The organism is Streptomyces sp. TLI_053 (assembly GCF_900105395.1).
In the GTDB taxonomy this organism is placed as follows: Bacteria; Actinomycetota; Actinomycetes; order Streptomycetales; family Streptomycetaceae; genus Kitasatospora.
The window spans coordinates 4,683,433-4,698,755 of record NZ_LT629775.1 but is presented as its reverse complement, the minus strand read 5'-3'; the positions used below and the strand labels follow the sequence as shown (position 1 = coordinate 4,698,755).

At 72.1% G+C, this 15,323-nt stretch carries 15 protein-coding genes and 1 tRNA gene; 2 read left to right on the top strand and 14 right to left on the bottom strand.

What is annotated here, in order from left to right:
- Positions 1-71: 71 nt before the first annotated feature.
- The 4 genes from BLU95_RS18820 to BLU95_RS18805 all read right to left on the bottom strand — a co-directional run bounded on the left by BLU95_RS18820 (position 72) and on the right by BLU95_RS18805 (position 6,724).
- On the bottom strand, positions 72-1,064 hold the full coding sequence (locus tag BLU95_RS18820) for an SDR family NAD(P)-dependent oxidoreductase (RefSeq protein ID WP_093861055.1): 993 nt from the start codon (positions 1,062-1,064) through the stop codon (positions 72-74).
- Positions 1,065-1,217: 153 nt separating this feature from the next.
- Complete coding sequence (locus BLU95_RS18815) at positions 1,218-2,732, bottom strand: hypothetical protein (RefSeq protein ID WP_093861054.1); 1,515 nt, start codon at positions 2,730-2,732, stop codon at positions 1,218-1,220.
- Positions 2,729-4,234 carry a GT4 family glycosyltransferase PelF gene (gene pelF, locus BLU95_RS18810; RefSeq protein ID WP_093861053.1) on the bottom strand — a complete coding sequence of 502 codons (1,506 nt, stop codon included), beginning with the start codon at positions 4,232-4,234 and terminating at the stop codon, positions 2,729-2,731. The genes BLU95_RS18815 and pelF overlap by 4 nt, the downstream gene beginning before the upstream one ends.
- A 102-nt stretch (positions 4,235-4,336) precedes the next feature.
- Positions 4,337-6,724: a type IV pilus biogenesis protein PilM gene (locus BLU95_RS18805; protein WP_231978637.1), complete on the bottom strand. Its 2,388-nt coding sequence runs from the start codon at positions 6,722-6,724 to the stop codon at positions 4,337-4,339.
- A 413-nt stretch (positions 6,725-7,137) separates the two neighbouring features.
- Between BLU95_RS18805 and BLU95_RS18800 the strand changes: the two genes are divergently transcribed.
- Complete coding sequence (locus tag BLU95_RS18800) at positions 7,138-8,064, top strand: tyrosine-protein phosphatase (protein WP_159424936.1); 927 nt, start codon at positions 7,138-7,140, stop codon at positions 8,062-8,064.
- A gap of 54 nt (positions 8,065-8,118) precedes the next feature.
- Here the strand turns inward: BLU95_RS18800 and BLU95_RS18795 are convergent, their stop codons facing one another.
- The 8 genes from BLU95_RS18795 to BLU95_RS18765 all read right to left on the bottom strand — a co-directional run bounded on the left by BLU95_RS18795 (position 8,119) and on the right by BLU95_RS18765 (position 13,185).
- Positions 8,119-9,063 carry an RNA polymerase sigma factor SigF gene (locus BLU95_RS18795; RefSeq protein ID WP_400752440.1) on the bottom strand — a complete coding sequence of 315 codons (945 nt, stop codon included), beginning with the start codon at positions 9,061-9,063 and terminating at the stop codon, positions 8,119-8,121.
- Between the two features lie 176 nt (positions 9,064-9,239).
- The gene (locus tag BLU95_RS18790) at positions 9,240-10,109 is read right to left on the bottom strand and encodes an RNA polymerase sigma factor SigF (RefSeq protein ID WP_093861051.1); all 870 of its coding nucleotides are present in this window, start codon (positions 10,107-10,109) and stop codon (positions 9,240-9,242) included.
- A gap of 300 nt (positions 10,110-10,409) precedes the next feature.
- Positions 10,410-10,703, bottom strand: coding sequence for a Dabb family protein (locus tag BLU95_RS18785; RefSeq protein WP_093861050.1), 294 nt, complete (start codon positions 10,701-10,703; stop codon positions 10,410-10,412).
- Positions 10,704-10,763: 60 nt separating this feature from the next.
- Complete coding sequence (locus BLU95_RS42905; protein ID WP_162497185.1) at positions 10,764-10,904, bottom strand: hypothetical protein; 141 nt, start codon at positions 10,902-10,904, stop codon at positions 10,764-10,766.
- A gap of 533 nt (positions 10,905-11,437) precedes the next feature.
- Positions 11,438-11,527, bottom strand: a tRNA-Ser gene (locus BLU95_RS18780).
- Between the two features lie 10 nt (positions 11,528-11,537).
- Positions 11,538-12,104, bottom strand: coding sequence for a tRNA adenosine(34) deaminase TadA (gene tadA, locus BLU95_RS18775; protein WP_231978636.1), 567 nt, complete (start codon positions 12,102-12,104; stop codon positions 11,538-11,540).
- A 57-nt stretch (positions 12,105-12,161) separates the two neighbouring features.
- The gene (locus BLU95_RS18770) at positions 12,162-12,659 is read right to left on the bottom strand and encodes a tRNA adenosine deaminase-associated protein (RefSeq protein ID WP_231978635.1); all 498 of its coding nucleotides are present in this window, start codon (positions 12,657-12,659) and stop codon (positions 12,162-12,164) included.
- A 289-nt stretch (positions 12,660-12,948) separates the two neighbouring features.
- Entirely contained in the window at positions 12,949-13,185 is a 237-nt protein-coding gene (locus BLU95_RS18765; RefSeq protein ID WP_093861049.1) for a hypothetical protein, read from the bottom strand.
- Positions 13,186-13,358: 173 nt separating this feature from the next.
- On the opposite strand from BLU95_RS18765, the gene upp reads away from it, so the two are divergent.
- A complete protein-coding gene (gene upp / locus BLU95_RS18760) occupies positions 13,359-13,994 on the top strand; it encodes a uracil phosphoribosyltransferase (RefSeq protein ID WP_093861048.1) in 636 nt (211 codons plus the stop codon).
- Positions 13,995-14,084: 90 nt separating this feature from the next.
- Here the strand turns inward: upp and BLU95_RS18755 are convergent, their stop codons facing one another.
- Both BLU95_RS18755 and BLU95_RS18750 read right to left on the bottom strand, forming a co-directional pair.
- Entirely contained in the window at positions 14,085-14,753 is a 669-nt protein-coding gene (locus tag BLU95_RS18755) for a LytR C-terminal domain-containing protein (protein WP_231978794.1), read from the bottom strand.
- A gap of 243 nt (positions 14,754-14,996) precedes the next feature.
- Positions 14,997-15,293 (bottom strand): type II toxin-antitoxin system VapB family antitoxin, encoded by a 297-nt coding sequence (locus tag BLU95_RS18750; protein WP_030061387.1) that lies wholly within the window; start codon positions 15,291-15,293, stop codon positions 14,997-14,999.
- Positions 15,294-15,323 lie beyond the last annotated feature (30 nt).

Below are 15,323 nucleotides of genomic sequence, written 5' to 3'. Positions count from 1 at the left end.
GGTGGTTCCCCCACGGAAGTCGGTGCGACAAGGGACCTTCGGTGCCGGAGCGGCCGGAAGGCGGGACCGGATCAGACGTTGTAGATGTCGGTCTTGTAGCGGGCCAGGTTCGACGGGTCGCGGAAGAACTCGATGGTCTGCTCCAGTCCCTCCTCCAGGGAGTACTGCGGGGCCCAGCCGGTGGCGGTGCGCAGCCGGGTGGCGTCGGCGACCAGGCGCATGACCTCGGAGTTGGTCGGGCGGATGCGCTGCTCGTCCTCCTTGACCGTGACGTCGACGCCCATCAGCTTGCCGACCAGGGTGACCAGGTCGCCGACCGAGATCTCGCCGCCGGTGCCGGCGTTGAAGGTGCGGCCGACGACGGCCTCGGCGGGGGCGGTACCGACGGTGCGGAAGGCCTGCGCGGTGTCCTTGACGAACATGAAGTCACGGGTCGGACGCAGGTCGCCGAGGGTGATCTCGGTCTCGCCGGCCGCGAGCTGGGCGATCACGGTGGAGATGACGGCGCGCATCGACTGGCGCGGGCCGAAGGTGTTGAACGGGCGCAGGGTGACGACCGGGGTCTCGAAGCTGGCGTGGTAGCTGTCGGCCAGCCGGTCCCCGCCGGCCTTGGAGGCGGCGTACGGGGACTGGGTGTTGATCGGGTGGTCCTCGGAGATCGGCACGGTCTGCGCGGTGCCGTAGGTCTCGCTGGTCGAGGTGTGCACCAGGCGCGGGATGTCCAGGTGGCGCACGGCCTCCAGGACGTTCAGGGTGCCGGTGACGTTGGTCTCGATGTACGAGTGCGGGGCCTGGTAGGAGTACGGGATCGCGATCAGGGCGGCCAGGTGGTAGACCGCCTCGGTGCCCTTCACCAGGCCGTTCACGGAGCCGGGGTCGCGGACGTCGCCGAGAACGATCTCGACGGAGTCCAGCACCTCCTTGGAGAGGGTCTCCAGCCAGCCGAAGGACGAGAACGAGTTGTACTGGACCATCGCGCGGACATGGTGCCCGTCGGCGACCAGGGCCTCGACGAGGTGGGAGCCGATGAAACCCTCGGCTCCGGTGACGGCGACGCTGCTCATGGTGATTCGCTTCCTGTGTCTTTCGGGGACGTGTACTGCACGGACCGGCCGGATGGCGTGACGGTGGTGACCCGGCCGGAGGTGGTTCGGTCGGTGCTGGTTCCGTGGTGCGCTGTTCAGCTGTTCAGCGGTGCCGGTTCAGCGGGCGCCGCATCAGCGGTGCTTGGTGGTGCGGCCGAGCACGGGCCCGGCGAGGGCGGTGAGGACGGCCGCCGCGGTCCCGCAGCCGATCAGCTGCAGGACGGTCGGGTCCGCACCGGTCAGCAGTCCGGCGCACTCGGCGCCCGCGGCTGCCAGACAGATGAGGGCGGTGCTCCAGCTGAACCCGAAGGCGTTCAGCAGCAGCGCCAGCCAGAGCGAGCCGCCCAGCAGCAGCAGCGCGCCGAGCTCCGGGACGCCCAGCGCCGGGGCGCCGGGCCAGAGCACGGTGGCGGCGGCGTCGAGGGCGGCCACGGTGGTGAGGTAGATGAAGAGGCAGCCGAGCAGCACGCCACCGGTGCGGCGGGCGAACTCGACCGGGGTGTGACTGGTGCGCAGGGCGGCCACGGCCATCGCCCGGTAGCGGAAGAGCAGCCACTCGGCGAGTCCGAGGCTCAGCGTCAGAGCGATCATGGCCGGCCCCGTCGGGCTGGTCGAGACGCCCTCGGCGCTGCCGGTGCGCACCGCCTGGTGCACGGTGACGCCGAGTCCGGCGATCAGGGTCAGGGTGCCGACCGCGAGGCCGAACAGCAGGTGCGGGACCTCCTTGGACAGCGGCAGCCGCAGCGGGACCGGATCGGCCTCGCCGCGCCGGCAGCGCAGCAGTTCCCGGGCGGCGAGCCAGACCGCCAGCCCGAGCGAGGCCAGCAGCACCGCCGTGCGGACGACCTGCGGCACGTCGACGGCGAGCACGACCCCCGCTCCGACGGCCGACGGCGCCAGCGCGACCAGCAGGAACTTCTCCCGGCCGAGCACCAGCAGCACGGTGGCCGCCGCGAGGTAGCCGGACTGCCCGGCGGCGAAGCACAGCGCGCCCAGCGGGCCGCCGACCACGTAGCCGGCGACGGCCGCGATCAGCGCGCCGAGCGGCGCCCCGATCGCCAGACAGCCCGCGGCCGACCGCCGCCGCCCCCGGCCCAGCCAGGCGTAGGAGCGGTGGGCCAGGGCCTGGTTCCAGGACCAGCTGACCAGGGTCGCGACGGACAGCGCGAGCATGCCCGAGGGCAGTCCGAAGCGCATCCGGTCGGCGGCGAAGAGGTTGGCGCCGAGCAGGTAGCCGAGGCCGGGCAGGGCGAACACCAGGCCGCGCACGACGCACCGCCAGGGGTCGGCCCGCCAGGGGTTGGCGAACTCGGCGCTCGGCCCGGGGTAGCGGCGCTCGACCCGTTCGAACAGCTCCTCGGCGAGCGTGAAGGAGTCGGGGCGGCCGTACAGCAGGGCCGCCTGCTCGTCGGAGAGGCCGTCGGACTCCAGGATCGCCGCGATCTCGTAGGGGTGGACCGCGTCCGCGCAGATGTCGCGCAGCCGCTCGGCGAGCTCGTCCAGCGGGTCGGCGGAGAGGTCGAGCTGGTCCGGCACCGGCGGGCGCTGGGGCGGCAGGGTCGGGCGGCGTCGCTTGAGCGGCAGCACCCGCAGCTGGACGGTCTCGTCGACCGCCTCGCCGGGAACCAGTCGCAGGGGCCCGCTCATGCGGTCACCTCGCTGCGCTCCTGCTCGGCCGCCTGCTCCCAGTCCGGGTCCGGCGGGCCGTCGGTGACGGCGACCATGCCCTCGGGGAGCCAGCGGGCGGTGCCCAGCAGCTCGGTGTAGATGCCGCGGAAGCCGTCGATGTTCTGGCGGAGCGTGAACTGCTCGATCACCCGCAGCCGGGCCTGCTCGCCGAGCCGGGCCCGACGCTCCGCGTCGCGCAGCAGCTCGATCGCGGCCGCGGCCATCGGCTCGGGCTCGCGCGGGGGGACGACCAGGCCGGTGTCCCCGACCGCCTCGCGCACGCCGCCGACATCGGTCGAGACGGTGGCGCGGCCGCAGGACATCGCTTCGATCAGGGTGAACGGGAAGCCCTCGCTGATCGAGGAGAGCATCACCACGTTCCCGGCCGCGTACGCGTCGGTGATGTCCGCGACCCGGCCCTCGAAGACCACCGAGTCCCCGGCGCCGAGCTCGGCGGCCAGCGCCTCGCACTTCTCGCGGTAGGCCTCGCCGCCCTTGGGCGTGCCGCCGAACAGCCGCAGCCGGGCGTCGGGTATCTCGCGTCGGACGATCGCGAACGCGCGTATCAGCGTCTCGAGGTCCTTGATCGGGTCGACCCGGCCGGCCCAGCTGAGGGTGGGGGTCTCCGGCTCGGGCCCGGCGGGCGGGAAGGCCGCGGGGTCGACGCCGTTGTAGACGGTGCGGATGTGCGTGGAGGGCGTGCCGCCGCGCTCCTCCCAGCGCCGGTTGTACCGGTTGCCGGGGGTGACCAGCGCGGCACGGCGGTAGCTCTCCTCGGCGAGCATCCGGTAGAAGCCGAGCAGCAGTGCCTTGACCGGCCAGCGGTACGGGCCGGTGCGGTAGCCGAGGTAGCGCTCGCGCAGGTAGATGCCGTGCTCGGTCAGCAGGAACGGTACGCCGAACTGCTGCGAGGCGATCAGGCCCGGCAGGGTGGCGAGGCCGCCGCTGGCGGCGTGCGCCACGCCGTCGCGCGGCGGCTCGACCGAGAGCGGCCGCAGGGCGTGCTCCAGCAGGTCGGTGGCGTTCAGCGCGTCGTGCATGGTGGGCCGGGAGACCGCGGTGGAGAGGTAGTCACGGGTCCACACGTGCTGCAGCGTGCGCAGGGCACGCTCGCTGCGCAGCGCCGGGCTGAGCAGCCCGCGCCGGGCGAGGTCGGCGAAGCCGTACAGCTCGGTGCCGAAGTGGGTGGTGTAGACCGGGTCCAGGATGGAGTGCAGAAAGCGCTCGTAGGCGTTGAGGAAGCGGCGCATCTCCTTGCCGCGCGGTGCCTTGGCCTCCGAGGCCGGGCCCCACAGCGGGGCCGTGGTGACCGACCGCACGTTGGCGGGCAGCTCCCAGGCCAGTGCTTCGTGTCCGGTACCGGTGACGGCGATGATGTCGAACTCGACGTCCGGCATGCCCTGTACGAGTTGGTCGCACCAGACACTCACGCCGCCGTGCTGGTGCGGGTACGTCCCCTCGGTGAGCAGGGTGACGCGCATTTCTGTCCCCCCTCCTGTTCTTGCTCAAGCTCCCGGCCGAGTCGGCCGGTGGGTGGTGCCGGTGGCGGGCCGGGGAGCCGACCCGCCACCGGGTTCACCTGTCTAGCGGGTGCCGGACGTACCGGCGGTCTTCTTGACGGGTTCGGCCTTCCCCCCGGAGGCCTTGCCGTGCTGTGCGGTGTCGCCCTTGCCGGCGGCCTTCCCGGTGGTACCGGTCGCCTTACCAGCAGTGGTACCAGGAGCGACGTTCTTGCCCGCCACCGGGGCCCCACTACCGGGGACGAGGGTGGGCGCGTCGGTGCGGTCGGTGTCGCCCGGACCGGCCGGGACGGCGTCCGCGGTGCCCTGCGGGACGACCTTGGTGTCGGCCGGCGCCGGGGCCGCGACGGACTTGGCCGCGACCGACGGGCTGACGGCCGCCGGGGCGGCCGGCGCGGCCGGCGCGGCCGGCAGCTGCAGCTGGACCGCGCTCTGCAGCTGGCCGGGCTTGACCCAGCCGGAGAGCGAGCCCGCGTAGGCGGTGCCGAAGCCGGTGGTGCCGATGGCGAGCTGCTGGACCGTGCCGGTCGGCATGGTGGCCTGGACCTGGACGCCGGACGGGGCGCTGACCCGGACCGCGTTGCCGACGCGGTAGGCGGTGACCTGGCCGTTGCTGACGGCGTTGCTCCAGGCCGCGCGCCGCTGGAACTCCAGACCGAGGTCCTTCTGCGCCAGGTTCACGACCGGGGTGTTGTCGGCGTGCAGCGAGCGGTAGGTCGAGAGGACCTTCTCCAGCACCGGGTAGACGATCCGGTCCTCGGACAGGTTCGACTGGTGGATGAAGTGCGGCCGCGGGTCGTTGTTCAGCACGTGGCCGAGGTCGATCCGGGCCTCCAGCGGCACGATGTACGACTGGTAGCCGGTGTTCACGTCGAGCGGGGCCGGCAGGCAGGTGGAGTTGGCGTTGCTCTCGCAGACGCCGCTGCCACCGTTGGCCGCGCTGGTGTAGATCCAGTTGTACTCGTCGGTCTCCTCCTTCGCCGTGGCGGCGTTGTAGAAGACGTTCATCGGGTAGCGCGGGACGGTCAGCGCCGCGCCGACGGCCCGCTGGGCGGGCTCGCGGGAGGCGTCGCTGGCGGTCCACTTGACCCCGTTGGCGGCCAGCGACGGGGCCAGGTACGGGTTGTCGCTGGTCTCCTGCGGGGCGGTCAGCAGACCGGAGTGCTCGCCGGTGACGAGCTCGCTCTTGTCCAGGGTCAGGCCCCGGGCGGCCGCCCAGTCGAGGTTGTTCTTGATCTGGGAGGTGATGGTCGCCTGGTCGACCCAGACGGTGCCGCCCGCGGCGTCCTTGGTGCACTTCCACGGGACCACCGAGACGTCCTGGAGGCAGCCCAGGTACGGGTGGGTGTAGGTGTGGTTGACCCAGCGGTAGCTGCTCTGGTCGGCGATCATCTGGTCGACCACCGGGTCGGCGGTCGTCTCGTGGTCGGCCTTCCAGTCCTCGCTGCCGCCGCCGTTGAACACCATGTCCATGGTGAAGTTGTGGTCGAGCTGCCACTGCTTCGCGTACTGCGCGTCGGCGACCGTCATCCGGATCGGGTTGGCCGTCTCCGGGGTGCCGGGCGGGCAGGTGACGTCACCGGGGGTGCACTTCAGCACGGTGTCCCAGCGGTCGTCGGCCAGGAAGACGTCGTCGACGTGGGCGGCGAAGTAGTTGCGGTCGTAGCCGAGGTGGACACCCTGGGTGATCCAGTCGACGATGCCGCGGGCCAGCAGCCGGTACTGCTGCTGGTACTGGTTGTAGACGAAGGTGACGACCAGTTCCTTGCGGCCGTCGTGGGCGTACTCGCCGACCAGCGAGCCCTTGGCGGTGGTGCCGGGGATCGGCACCTCGACCAGCGGGGTGAAGCTGGAGCCGGCGGGCAGGTCGGTCCTCGGAGTGGACAGGTAGCCGTAGCTCTCCGAGATGGCCGGGTCGTTGTCCTCGAAGGGTATGGTGCCCTTGAGGTACCCGAACGATCCGCCCAGGCCACTGGCGGTGACCTGGCCCTGGAAGCCGTCCAGGGTGCCCATGTACCCGGGGTTGACGGCCCAGTTCAGGCCGACGTCGGGACGGGCGTAGGTGTACGCGTCGACCTGGCGGACGCCGAACGCCGCCTCGTAGGTGGCGATCGCGGCCATCTCGGCGGAGCCGGCCGCGAACGGGTTGTCGTTGGGCAGGACGATGCCCTGGTACTTGCCGCGCGGCTGGCCGTTCAGCGTGTCGCTGAGGAAGGCCGCGTCGATCACCGGTCGGCCGGCGTCGTTGAGGTCGACGAGCTTGTACGGGGTGCCCTGGCTCTTGAGCTCGGCCGCGATCGCGGCCGTGGCCGGACCGCCGTCGCTGATCACGAGCACGGTGAGGTCGATCCGGGGCGTAGTGGTGGCGGCGTGCGCGAGGGACGACTGCAGGCCACCGGCCAGCAGAACGGCTGCCGCGCAGGCGGCAACTCTTCGGGTCGCTCGACCCATGTTGTCTTTCCTCCCCTGGGCAGGGCGCTCCGCTGCTCGCGTTCACCTGCCCTGTAGCTGTTCGAGGGCAGCAGGCTGCCCGGCGCCCATCCTGGTGGAACTTGCGTTCCTGGCGGGACCGAATGGGCAGGAGTGCAGCGAATCTGTTACCAACGTTCATGGTCGGGCCATGAGGGCGCTGATTGTGGCCGAAACCGTACCGGCTGCGCAAATAATCAATTAAAAACAAAAGCCGTGGAACCGAGCGTTACCGCTGCTCACCCATCGTGTGAGCCGACGGATGAACCGGACCCTACACTGGCCGCCTTGCCCGTGACACTCTCGCACATCCTGCCGTTTTGATGGGCAGGTTCATGCAATATCGCTCACGGTTGTGCCATGTCACCGTCCGAATATCCAATGGGGTGCGCAGCGTGACCGATCGGCCGACCGGAGCCGCCGATTTCCCGGCCGCCCGCAGCCTGGGACTGTTCGGAGCCGTGAACGCCCGCGACCTCGGTGGTTACCGCACGGCCGACGGCCTGGTGCTCAGGGCCGGCGTCGCGCTGCGCAGCGACGGCCTCGACCGCCTCACCGACGAGGACCTCGGGCGGCTGGCCGGGCTGGGCCTGCGCCGGATCGTCGACCTGCGCAGCCCGGACGAGGTCCGCGAGGCCGGACCGGATCGGACGGCCGCCGGCATGACTCTTCATCACCTGCCGGTTTTCGCCGTGGACTTCGACATCCGCGCCACCCTGCGCGCGGCGCTGGCCGAACGGGACCCGGCCGGGCAGCGCGCCCTGCTCGGCGACGGCCGGGCCGGGGCGATGATGACCGGCCTCTACCGGTGGTTCGTCACCGATTCCATTGCCCGCGAACAATTCGGCCGGGTGCTGCGGCTCCTGGCCGAACCGGGGGCCTCGCCGCTGCTGTTCCACTGCTCGGCCGGAAAGGACCGGACGGGGTGGGTGGCGGCGGTGCTGCTGACCGCACTGGGGGTGGACCGGGAAACGGTGTTCACGGATTATCTGCTCACCAACGAGCGTTCCGCCGCCGTGGTCCGGACCGTGCTGGAGAGCCTTCGGGCCCGTGGTGCGACGAGCGATCCGGAGCTGCTGCTCCCGGTCTTCCGGGCCGAGCGGCACTACCTGGAGGCGGCCTTCGAGGAGGTCTCGGCCGGCTGGCCGGACTTCGGGGCGTTCTGGGCGGACGGCCTCGGGCTGGACGGGGGCGTGCTGGCCGGACTGCGGGCCAATCTGCTGGGGTCCGGGCCCCTGCCGGACCTCGCGCCCCGGGCGGGCGCGACGGCCGCGCGCACGGTCGCGGAACCGGCGCTGGGCGCCGGCCCGCCGGAGGTCTGAGCCCGCAGGGCTCGCCTCCGTCCCCGGGCTCGCCCCTCGGCTCGCCCCCCCGGCTCACCCCTCGGTGGTCAGGCCCTCGCGCAGCTGGGTGAGGGTCTTGGTGAGCAGCCGGGAGACGTGCATCTGGGAGATGCCGATCTCCTCGCCGATCTGGGACTGCGTCAGATTGCCGAAGAAGCGCAGCATGATGATCCGGCGCTCGCGCGGCGGCAGCTTGGCCAGCAGCGGCTTGAGCGACTCCCGGTACTCCACGCCCTCCAGCGCGAGGTCCTCGTAGCCGAGCCGGTCGGCCAGCGGGCCCTCGCCGTCCTCGTCGCTCGGGCTGGAGTCCAGCGAGCTCGCCGTGTAGGCGTTCCCGACCGCCAGGCCCTCCACCACGTCCTCCTCGCTGACGCCGAGGCAGGCGGCCAGCTCGGCGACGGTCGGGGAGCGGTCGAGCCGCTGGGCGAGCTCGTCGCCGGCCTTGGTGAGCGCCAGCCGCAGCTCCTGGAGCCGCCGGGGCACCCGCACCGACCAACTGGTGTCGCGGAAGAAGCGCTTGATCTCGCCGACCACCGTCGGCATCGCGAAGGTCGGGAACTCGACACCGCGCTCCGGGTCGAAGCGGTCGATCGCCTTGATCAGGCCGATGGTGCCGACCTGGACGATGTCCTCCATCGGCTCGTTGCGGCTGCGGAACCGCGCCGAGGCGTAGCGCACCAGCGGCAGGTTGAGCTCGATGAGGGTGTCGCGGACGTAGGTGTGCTCGGCGCTGCCCGGCGCCAGGGCGCCCAGCCGCACGAACAGCGAGCGGGAGAGCGTCCGGGTGTCGAGCGCGGGACCCGGCGCGGCTCCGGTGTCGGGTGCGGCTCCGGCGTCGGGCGCGGCCCCGGGGCCCGGCGCCGGTCCGGTGTCCGGCGCTGTCGCGGCGTCCGGCGCCGTCCCGGCCCGCTGGAGCGGGATCTGCGCGGCGGAGGCCGCTTCAGCGTGGATCTCCGCAGTGCCCAGGTCTCCGGACATGCACCCACCCCCTCGTGACTGACGGTCCAACGGGTGCCGCCGGGGGAACGTTCCCGTGCTCGCGGCCGGCCCTCTTCCCCCCTCCATACCGGCTCACGATCCCCGGCAAACCCGAACGTCGCAAGATGTCACGCGGCGGTGACGCCCCGTTGTCGGGCCGTGACGCGGCGGGCCGGTCAGTCGTCCCAGGAGTTGCCGGTCCTGAGCCTGGTCAGGATCCGGGACAGCAGCCGGGAGACGTGCATCTGGGACATCCCGAGCTCGGTGCTGATCTGCGACTGCGTCAGATTGGCGAAGAAGCGCAGCATGACGATCCGTCGCTCCCGTTCGGGCAGCTGGACCAGCAGGTGGCGGACCATGTCCCGGTGCTCGACCTCGGCCAGTGCGGAGTCCTCGTAGCCGAGCCGGTCGAGCAGCGCGAGGCCGCCCTCGTGCTCCTGGGCCGCCTCCAGGGAGGCCGCGTTGTAGGCCCGTCCGGCGTCCAGGCAGGCCCGGACGTCCTCCTCGGGGATGCGCAGGCTGGCGGCGATCTCCGGCACCTTGGGAGTCCGCCCGTGGACCACGGTGAGCTCCTCCATCGCCCCGCTGACCTGCACCCAGAGCTCCTGGAGCCGGCGCGGGACGTGCATGGTGCGGACGTTGTCGCGGAAGTATCGCTTGATCTCGCCGAGGATGGTCGGCAGCGCGTAGGTCGGGAACTGCACGCCGCGGCCGGGGTCGAAGCGGTCGATGGCGTTGATCAGCCCGATGGTGCCGACCTGGACGACGTCCTCCATCGGCTCGCTGCGGCTGCGGAAGCGGGTGGCGGCGTACCGGACCAGCGGGATGTTGACCTCGATCAGCGCGGCCCGGACCCGTTCCCGCTCGGGGGCGTCGGGGGGCAGCTCGGCCAGCCGTTCGAAGAGCACCCGGGTGAGGGTCCGGACATCGACGGCGGGGCGTCCGCCGGGGCCGCGCAGGCCGTCCGGGCGGAGCTCTCCGGCCGGACTGATCACGGTGGCGAGCACCTCGTCGTCCGGTGCGCTCCCTGGTGTCCGCACGGACACGTCACCCCTCCCAATGTCGACAACGGTGGGACCTGCGGACCGGGTGCCCTGTCTCGTTCCTCACCTCACCATGTCCGGCAAAACCGGTCATAGCATCACAAGGCGGGCACATGTCGGGCAAGTACCGCGTGGAGGTGTGTTGGTGCGGCGCCCGGTTGCCGGCGGTCCCGCCGGAGGGGCCGGCCGGGGATCGTTCCGGGACAGAGCAAGGCGCCCCGCCCGGGTGCCGGGCGGGGCGCCGCGGGCCGTCCGGGGGACGCGCCGGCCGGGGCCGGGGTGTCCGGAGGGGGCCCGCCGGGGTCAGACCTCGATGTCGGCGATCACCCAGGTGGCGAACTCGCGCCACTGGGCGGCCGCGGCCTGGTGGGCCGGGTGGGTGAGGTACGCCTGGAGGGCCTCGCGGTCCTCGACCAGGCTGTTGATGGCGTAGTCGTGGGCGACGTCGCGGTCGGTGGTGTTCCAGCCGCACTCCCACTCGCGCAGCTCGGGGACGACCGGGCCGAGCTCGGCGAAGGCCTTGGCGCCGGCGAGCGCGCGCTCGTCGTCCTTGCTGACGCCTTCGTTGAGCTTGAACAGGACCAGGTGGCGGATCACGGTGCCGCTCCTCGCGGACGGGGTCGGATGTCGGGCCCACCGTAGCCGGTGGGTCCCGGACTACTTCACCAGGCCGGTCATGAACGTGCCGATCGCCTTGGCGGCGTTGGAGATGCCTTCGAACCCCGACTGCACCAGCTCGGCCGACCGGGCCGGCGAGGTGATGATCGTGTAGAGCACGAAGATGAGCAGGAGAACCATTCCGATCTTCTTCGCCTGCGCCATCCGGTGACCTTCCTCCCTGCTGTGGGCCGCCGCCGTTCGGTCCCCGAGCGGCCCGTGCAACGGGCAGCTTATCCACCCGGACGGTCTATCAAGTGTGCGACGCGTTCACCCGGCGGGACGAAGGTCCCCGCGACAGGGGCCTTTCTCCGGGTGCCGGGGCCCGCCGCGGACGGCAGGATGGTTGATGTACCGAGGATCTGGCAGGAATCACCGGTACATGGATCCGGAGCCCCCGCTGTGGGACCGGGTGCCGCGACTTCCCCCCGACGCGGCCCCCGGTTGTGGGACTCCGCCCGGGGGAGCGGTCAGTCCCCCCGAGCCGCTCCCCCCTTCCAGGCTCCGTACTCGACAGGCGTTGGTGGTCATCGGCCGACGGGTACGGAGCCCTTTTTCGTCTCCGCTCCTCGTCTCCGCACCCGGGTGCCGCCGGTGCCCGCCCGCGCCCCGCCCGCCCGTGGGCGGGAATGCCGAGAGCCCGTCCGGATCTCCGGACGGGCTCTCGGTCTGACTGGCGGTAGCGGTGGGATTCGAACCCACGGTGAAGTTGCCCCCACACACGCTTTCGAGGCGTGCTCCTTTGGCCGCTCGGACACGCTACCGAGGGGAACTCTACCGGACGGGTGGCGCGGGAACGAAATCCTTGTCCGGGGCGGCCGCGGGGGTGGGTCCGCGCTGGGTGTCGAAGAAGGCGCGGAGCTGCTCGCCGCATTCGTCGGCGAGGACGCCCGGGATCACCTCGGGGCGGTGGTTGAGCCGCCGGTCGCGCATCACGTCGAAGAGCGAGCCGGCCGCGCCGGCCTTCTCGTCGAGGGCGCCGTAGACCACGCGGTCGATCCGGGCGAGCACGATCGCGCCCGCGCACATGGTGCACGGCTCCAGGGTGACGACGAGGGTGCAGCCGCTCAGCCGCCATTCGCCGACCCTGCGCGCGGCCTCGCGGACCGCGACCACCTCGGCGTGGCCGGTCGGGTCCCCGACGGCCTCGCGCACGTTGTGGCCCCGGCCGATGATCTCGCCGTCGGGGCCGAGGACGAGCGCCCCGACCGGGACGTCACCGGTGGCCGGCGCCAGGGCGGCCTCGGCGATGGCGAGGCGCATCGGCGCCGCCCAGCGGTCGCGGACCGGATCGGGGCGGACGGGAGCGGGCAGCGGTGGGATCGGGCGGGCGGACTGCATGGCATCCAGTGTCGGGCATGGCGGGGGTCCGGCCGTGCGGGCGGTGGACACGGGGTGTTACCGGACGGCCTCCAGCACCTCGCCGCAGCCGAGCGCCTCGGCGATCTCCTCCAGGGCGTCGCCGGGCACCGCGCCCTCGCCGCTGAGGGAGAGCAGGGCGTCCGCGGCGAGTCCGAACTCGGTCAGCAGGTGCGCGTCGCCGAGCGGGCCGACCGGGACACCGTTGTGGCCCTCGCCCTCCTCGTCGTCCTGCTCCTCGGCCTCGGCCTCCTCCTCCAGCTCGGCGACCAGGTTGTCGAGGTCGCCGAACTCGCTCTCGCCGGCCTGGTCCACCAGTTCGTCGGTGAGGACCGAGCCGTAGGAGCTGCGGGCGGCGGCGGCGCCGTCCGACACGAAGATGCGCGGGTCCTCCTCGCCGTCCACCCGGACGATGGCGAACCAGGCGTCCTCCTGTTCGATGAAGACCAGGACGCTGTCGTCGTCCTGGGCCGCCCCGCGGGCCAGATCGGCCAGGTCGGCGAGGGTTTCGACGGAGTCGAGCTCCGTCTCGCTCACGTCCCACCCGTCCTCGGAGCGAGCAAGCACTGCAGCGAAGTACGCCACCAGGGACACTCCCAAGATCTCGTCTCGGCTGTCGGCGCGCTCGGGCGACGCGGAACTGGCCGCCCCCGCGCCAGAGGCGGCCCGCTGTTCGGACCGTCCCATCGGAATCGTGACAGAAAGCCAGGCTCTGCGGGGGGTGTTCTGCAGCGCGTCTTTGCAGGTCGTGTCGGAAGGGTTGGCCGCCGGACGGTGTACGGCGACCGGGTGGCAGCGGGACTGTGGAGAACCCGTGGAGAGCCCGTCAGATCCGGAAGGTTCGCATCCGCATCGCCTCGCGCATCCGGCGTTCCTTGGTGCGGCGCGGCTGGACCCGCTCACGCAGTTCGCGGGCCTCGGTGAGTTCGCGCAGGAAGACAGCGCGGCGCCTGCGGCGCTCCGCCTCGGTCTCCGGACGGTCCGGGGGCGGGCCCGAGAGGCCGCCCGACGAGGTCGGGGCCCCGTCCGCCGAGCCGTTCCCGTGGTGCGGGTTGCTCGTCATAGGACCTGACTTTCCCAGATCGGCCGGGTTGATACCACAGGAGGCCGTTCCGTCCGGACATTCGCGGTGCGTCACCGCGCGTCACGGCAGAGTGAGGGCCGGTCCGGGCGGCGCGCGGCGCGGTCTGGCACGGCGTGTCGTACGGGCGTCCGGGCGCGGGCTAACCTCGACGCATGCGGATCCACGTCGTCGACCACCCCCTGGTCGCCCACAAGCTCTCCACCCTGCGCGACGAGCGCACCGACTCGCCGACCTTCCGTCGCCTGACCGACGAGCTGGTGACCCTCCTCGCGTACGAGGCCACCCGGGACGTCCGCACCGAGGAGGTGGAGATCACCACCCCGGTGGCCGTCACCACCGGCACCCGGCTGTCCTACCCGCGCCCGCTGGTGGTGCCGATCCTGCGGGCCGGCCTCGGCATGCTGGACGGCATGACCCGGCTGCTGCCGACCGCCGAGGTCGGTTTCCTGGGCATGGTGCGCAACGAGGAGACCCTGGAGGCCTCCACCTACGCCACCCGGATGCCGGACGACCTGTCCGGCCGCCAGGTGTACGTGCTCGACCCGATGCTGGCCACCGGCGGCACGCTGGTCGCGGCGATCCGGATGCTGATCGAGCGCGGCGCCACCGATGTCACCGCCGTGGTGCTGCTGGCCGCCCCGGAGGGCGTCGAGGTGATGGAGCGCGAGCTGTCCGGCCTGCCGGTCACCGTGGTCACCGCGGCCGTCGACGAGCGGCTGAACGAGAACGGCTACATCGTCCCGGGTCTCGGCGACGCGGGCGACCGCCTGTACGGCACCGCGGGCTGAACCCGTCCGGACACGGATGCGACGGAGCCCCCCCGGTGGTGAACCGGGGGGCTCCGTCGCGTTCGGGTCCGGGGCCGGGCCCCGGGCGGGTCAGCAGCTGCCGGTGCTGCTCGGGGCGGGGACCGGCCGGGTGGCCAGCGCCAGTGCGGCGGCGGCCTGGGTGTCGTCGAGCAGCGTGTTGTAGCTGTCGCCGATGACGAAGTCCACGGTGCCGTCGGTCCGGGCGTCGGCGGTGCTGGTGGCTCCGGCGATCACCGAGCCGACCAGGGTGGCCGCTCCGGCGCCGGCCGGGCCGGCGACCACCTGGGCGGTGCCGGGCACCTTCTTGTCCAGCTCCGCCGGGGCGTTGCCGACCTTGCCGATGGTGAAGCCCCGCTTCTTGAGCTCCTCGGCGGTGCGGGCGGCCAGGCCCGCCTTGGCGGTCGCGTTGTAGACGTTCACGGTGACGGCCGCGGGCTGCGGGACCGCCGCCGGGTCGATCGGGGCGGCGGCCGTGCCGGGGACGGTCGGCGCCTCCGGGGTCGGGGCGGCCAGCGGCTTGCCGGAGGGTCCGGCGCAGGCCTGGGCGGAGGCGTTCTTGCCCTTGCCGCTGAAGATGTCCCAGAGCTGGACGCCGCCGAGGCCGATCAGCGCCAGCGCGAGCAGCGCGCCGAGCAGTGCGAACACCTTGCGGCTCTTCTTCGGCGGGCGGCCCAGTCGCGGATAGGCGTTGCCGGTGATCCGGTACTGCTTCCCCTTCAGACCTTGGGGAGTCAACATGCTCACGGTTTGTCTCCCCCTCGTGCCGGGGCGGGGATCGGGTGAAGGTGCGGCGCGGCGTCGCGGGAAGGCGATCGCGGCCGTAGTCAGCAGATTAGTGCCGTACTGCCGCGAAGGTACTAAACGATCATCATCCGGGGTACTCCGGGACCCGAATGGCGGCACCCCGGTACGAACGGACCGCCCCCCGGTACTGACCGGGGGGCGGTCCGACACGTGCGGCCGGGTGAACCGGCCCGGTGGTCATTCCATCTCGAGGACACGGGCGTGCAGCACCTGGCGCTGCTGGAGCGCGGCGCGGACCGCGCGGTGCAGTCCGTCCTCCAGGTACAGGTCCCCGTGCCACTTCACGACGTGCGCGAAGAGGTCCCCGTAGAAGGTGGAGTCCTCCGCCAGGAGGGTCTCCAGATCCAGTTGTCCCTTGGTGGTCACCAGCTGGTCGAGTCGCACCGGGCGCGGGGCGACGTCCGCCCACTGGCGGGTGCTGGTACGGCCGTGATCCGGGTACGGCCGACCATTGCCGATGCGCTTGAAGATCACACGGAAAGCCTACCGTTCGGACGGCGGATG

Bases quoted from the DNA above. Each gene is read 5' to 3' on its own strand.
- upp (WP_093861048.1), top strand. From the start codon at position 13,359: ATGCGGATCCACGTCGTCGACCACCCCCTGGTCGCCCACAAGCTCTCC.
- BLU95_RS18815 (WP_093861054.1), bottom strand. From the start codon at position 2,732: ATGAGCGGGCCCCTGCGACTGGTTCCCGGCGAGGCGGTCGACGAGACC.
- BLU95_RS18755 (WP_231978794.1), bottom strand. From the start codon at position 14,753: ATGTTGACTCCCCAAGGTCTGAAGGGGAAGCAGTACCGGATCACCGGC.
- BLU95_RS18805 (WP_231978637.1), bottom strand. From the start codon at position 6,724: ATGGGTCGAGCGACCCGAAGAGTTGCCGCCTGCGCGGCAGCCGTTCTG.
- BLU95_RS18820 (WP_093861055.1), bottom strand. From the start codon at position 1,064: ATGAGCAGCGTCGCCGTCACCGGAGCCGAGGGTTTCATCGGCTCCCAC.
- BLU95_RS18795 (WP_400752440.1), bottom strand. From the start codon at position 9,063: ATGTCCGGAGACCTGGGCACTGCGGAGATCCACGCTGAAGCGGCCTCC.
- tadA (WP_231978636.1), bottom strand. From the start codon at position 12,104: ATGCAGTCCGCCCGCCCGATCCCACCGCTGCCCGCTCCCGTCCGCCCC.
- BLU95_RS18765 (WP_093861049.1), bottom strand. From the start codon at position 13,185: ATGACGAGCAACCCGCACCACGGGAACGGCTCGGCGGACGGGGCCCCG.
- BLU95_RS42905 (WP_162497185.1), bottom strand. From the start codon at position 10,904: ATGGTTCTCCTGCTCATCTTCGTGCTCTACACGATCATCACCTCGCCG.
- pelF (WP_093861053.1), bottom strand. From the start codon at position 4,234: ATGCGCGTCACCCTGCTCACCGAGGGGACGTACCCGCACCAGCACGGC.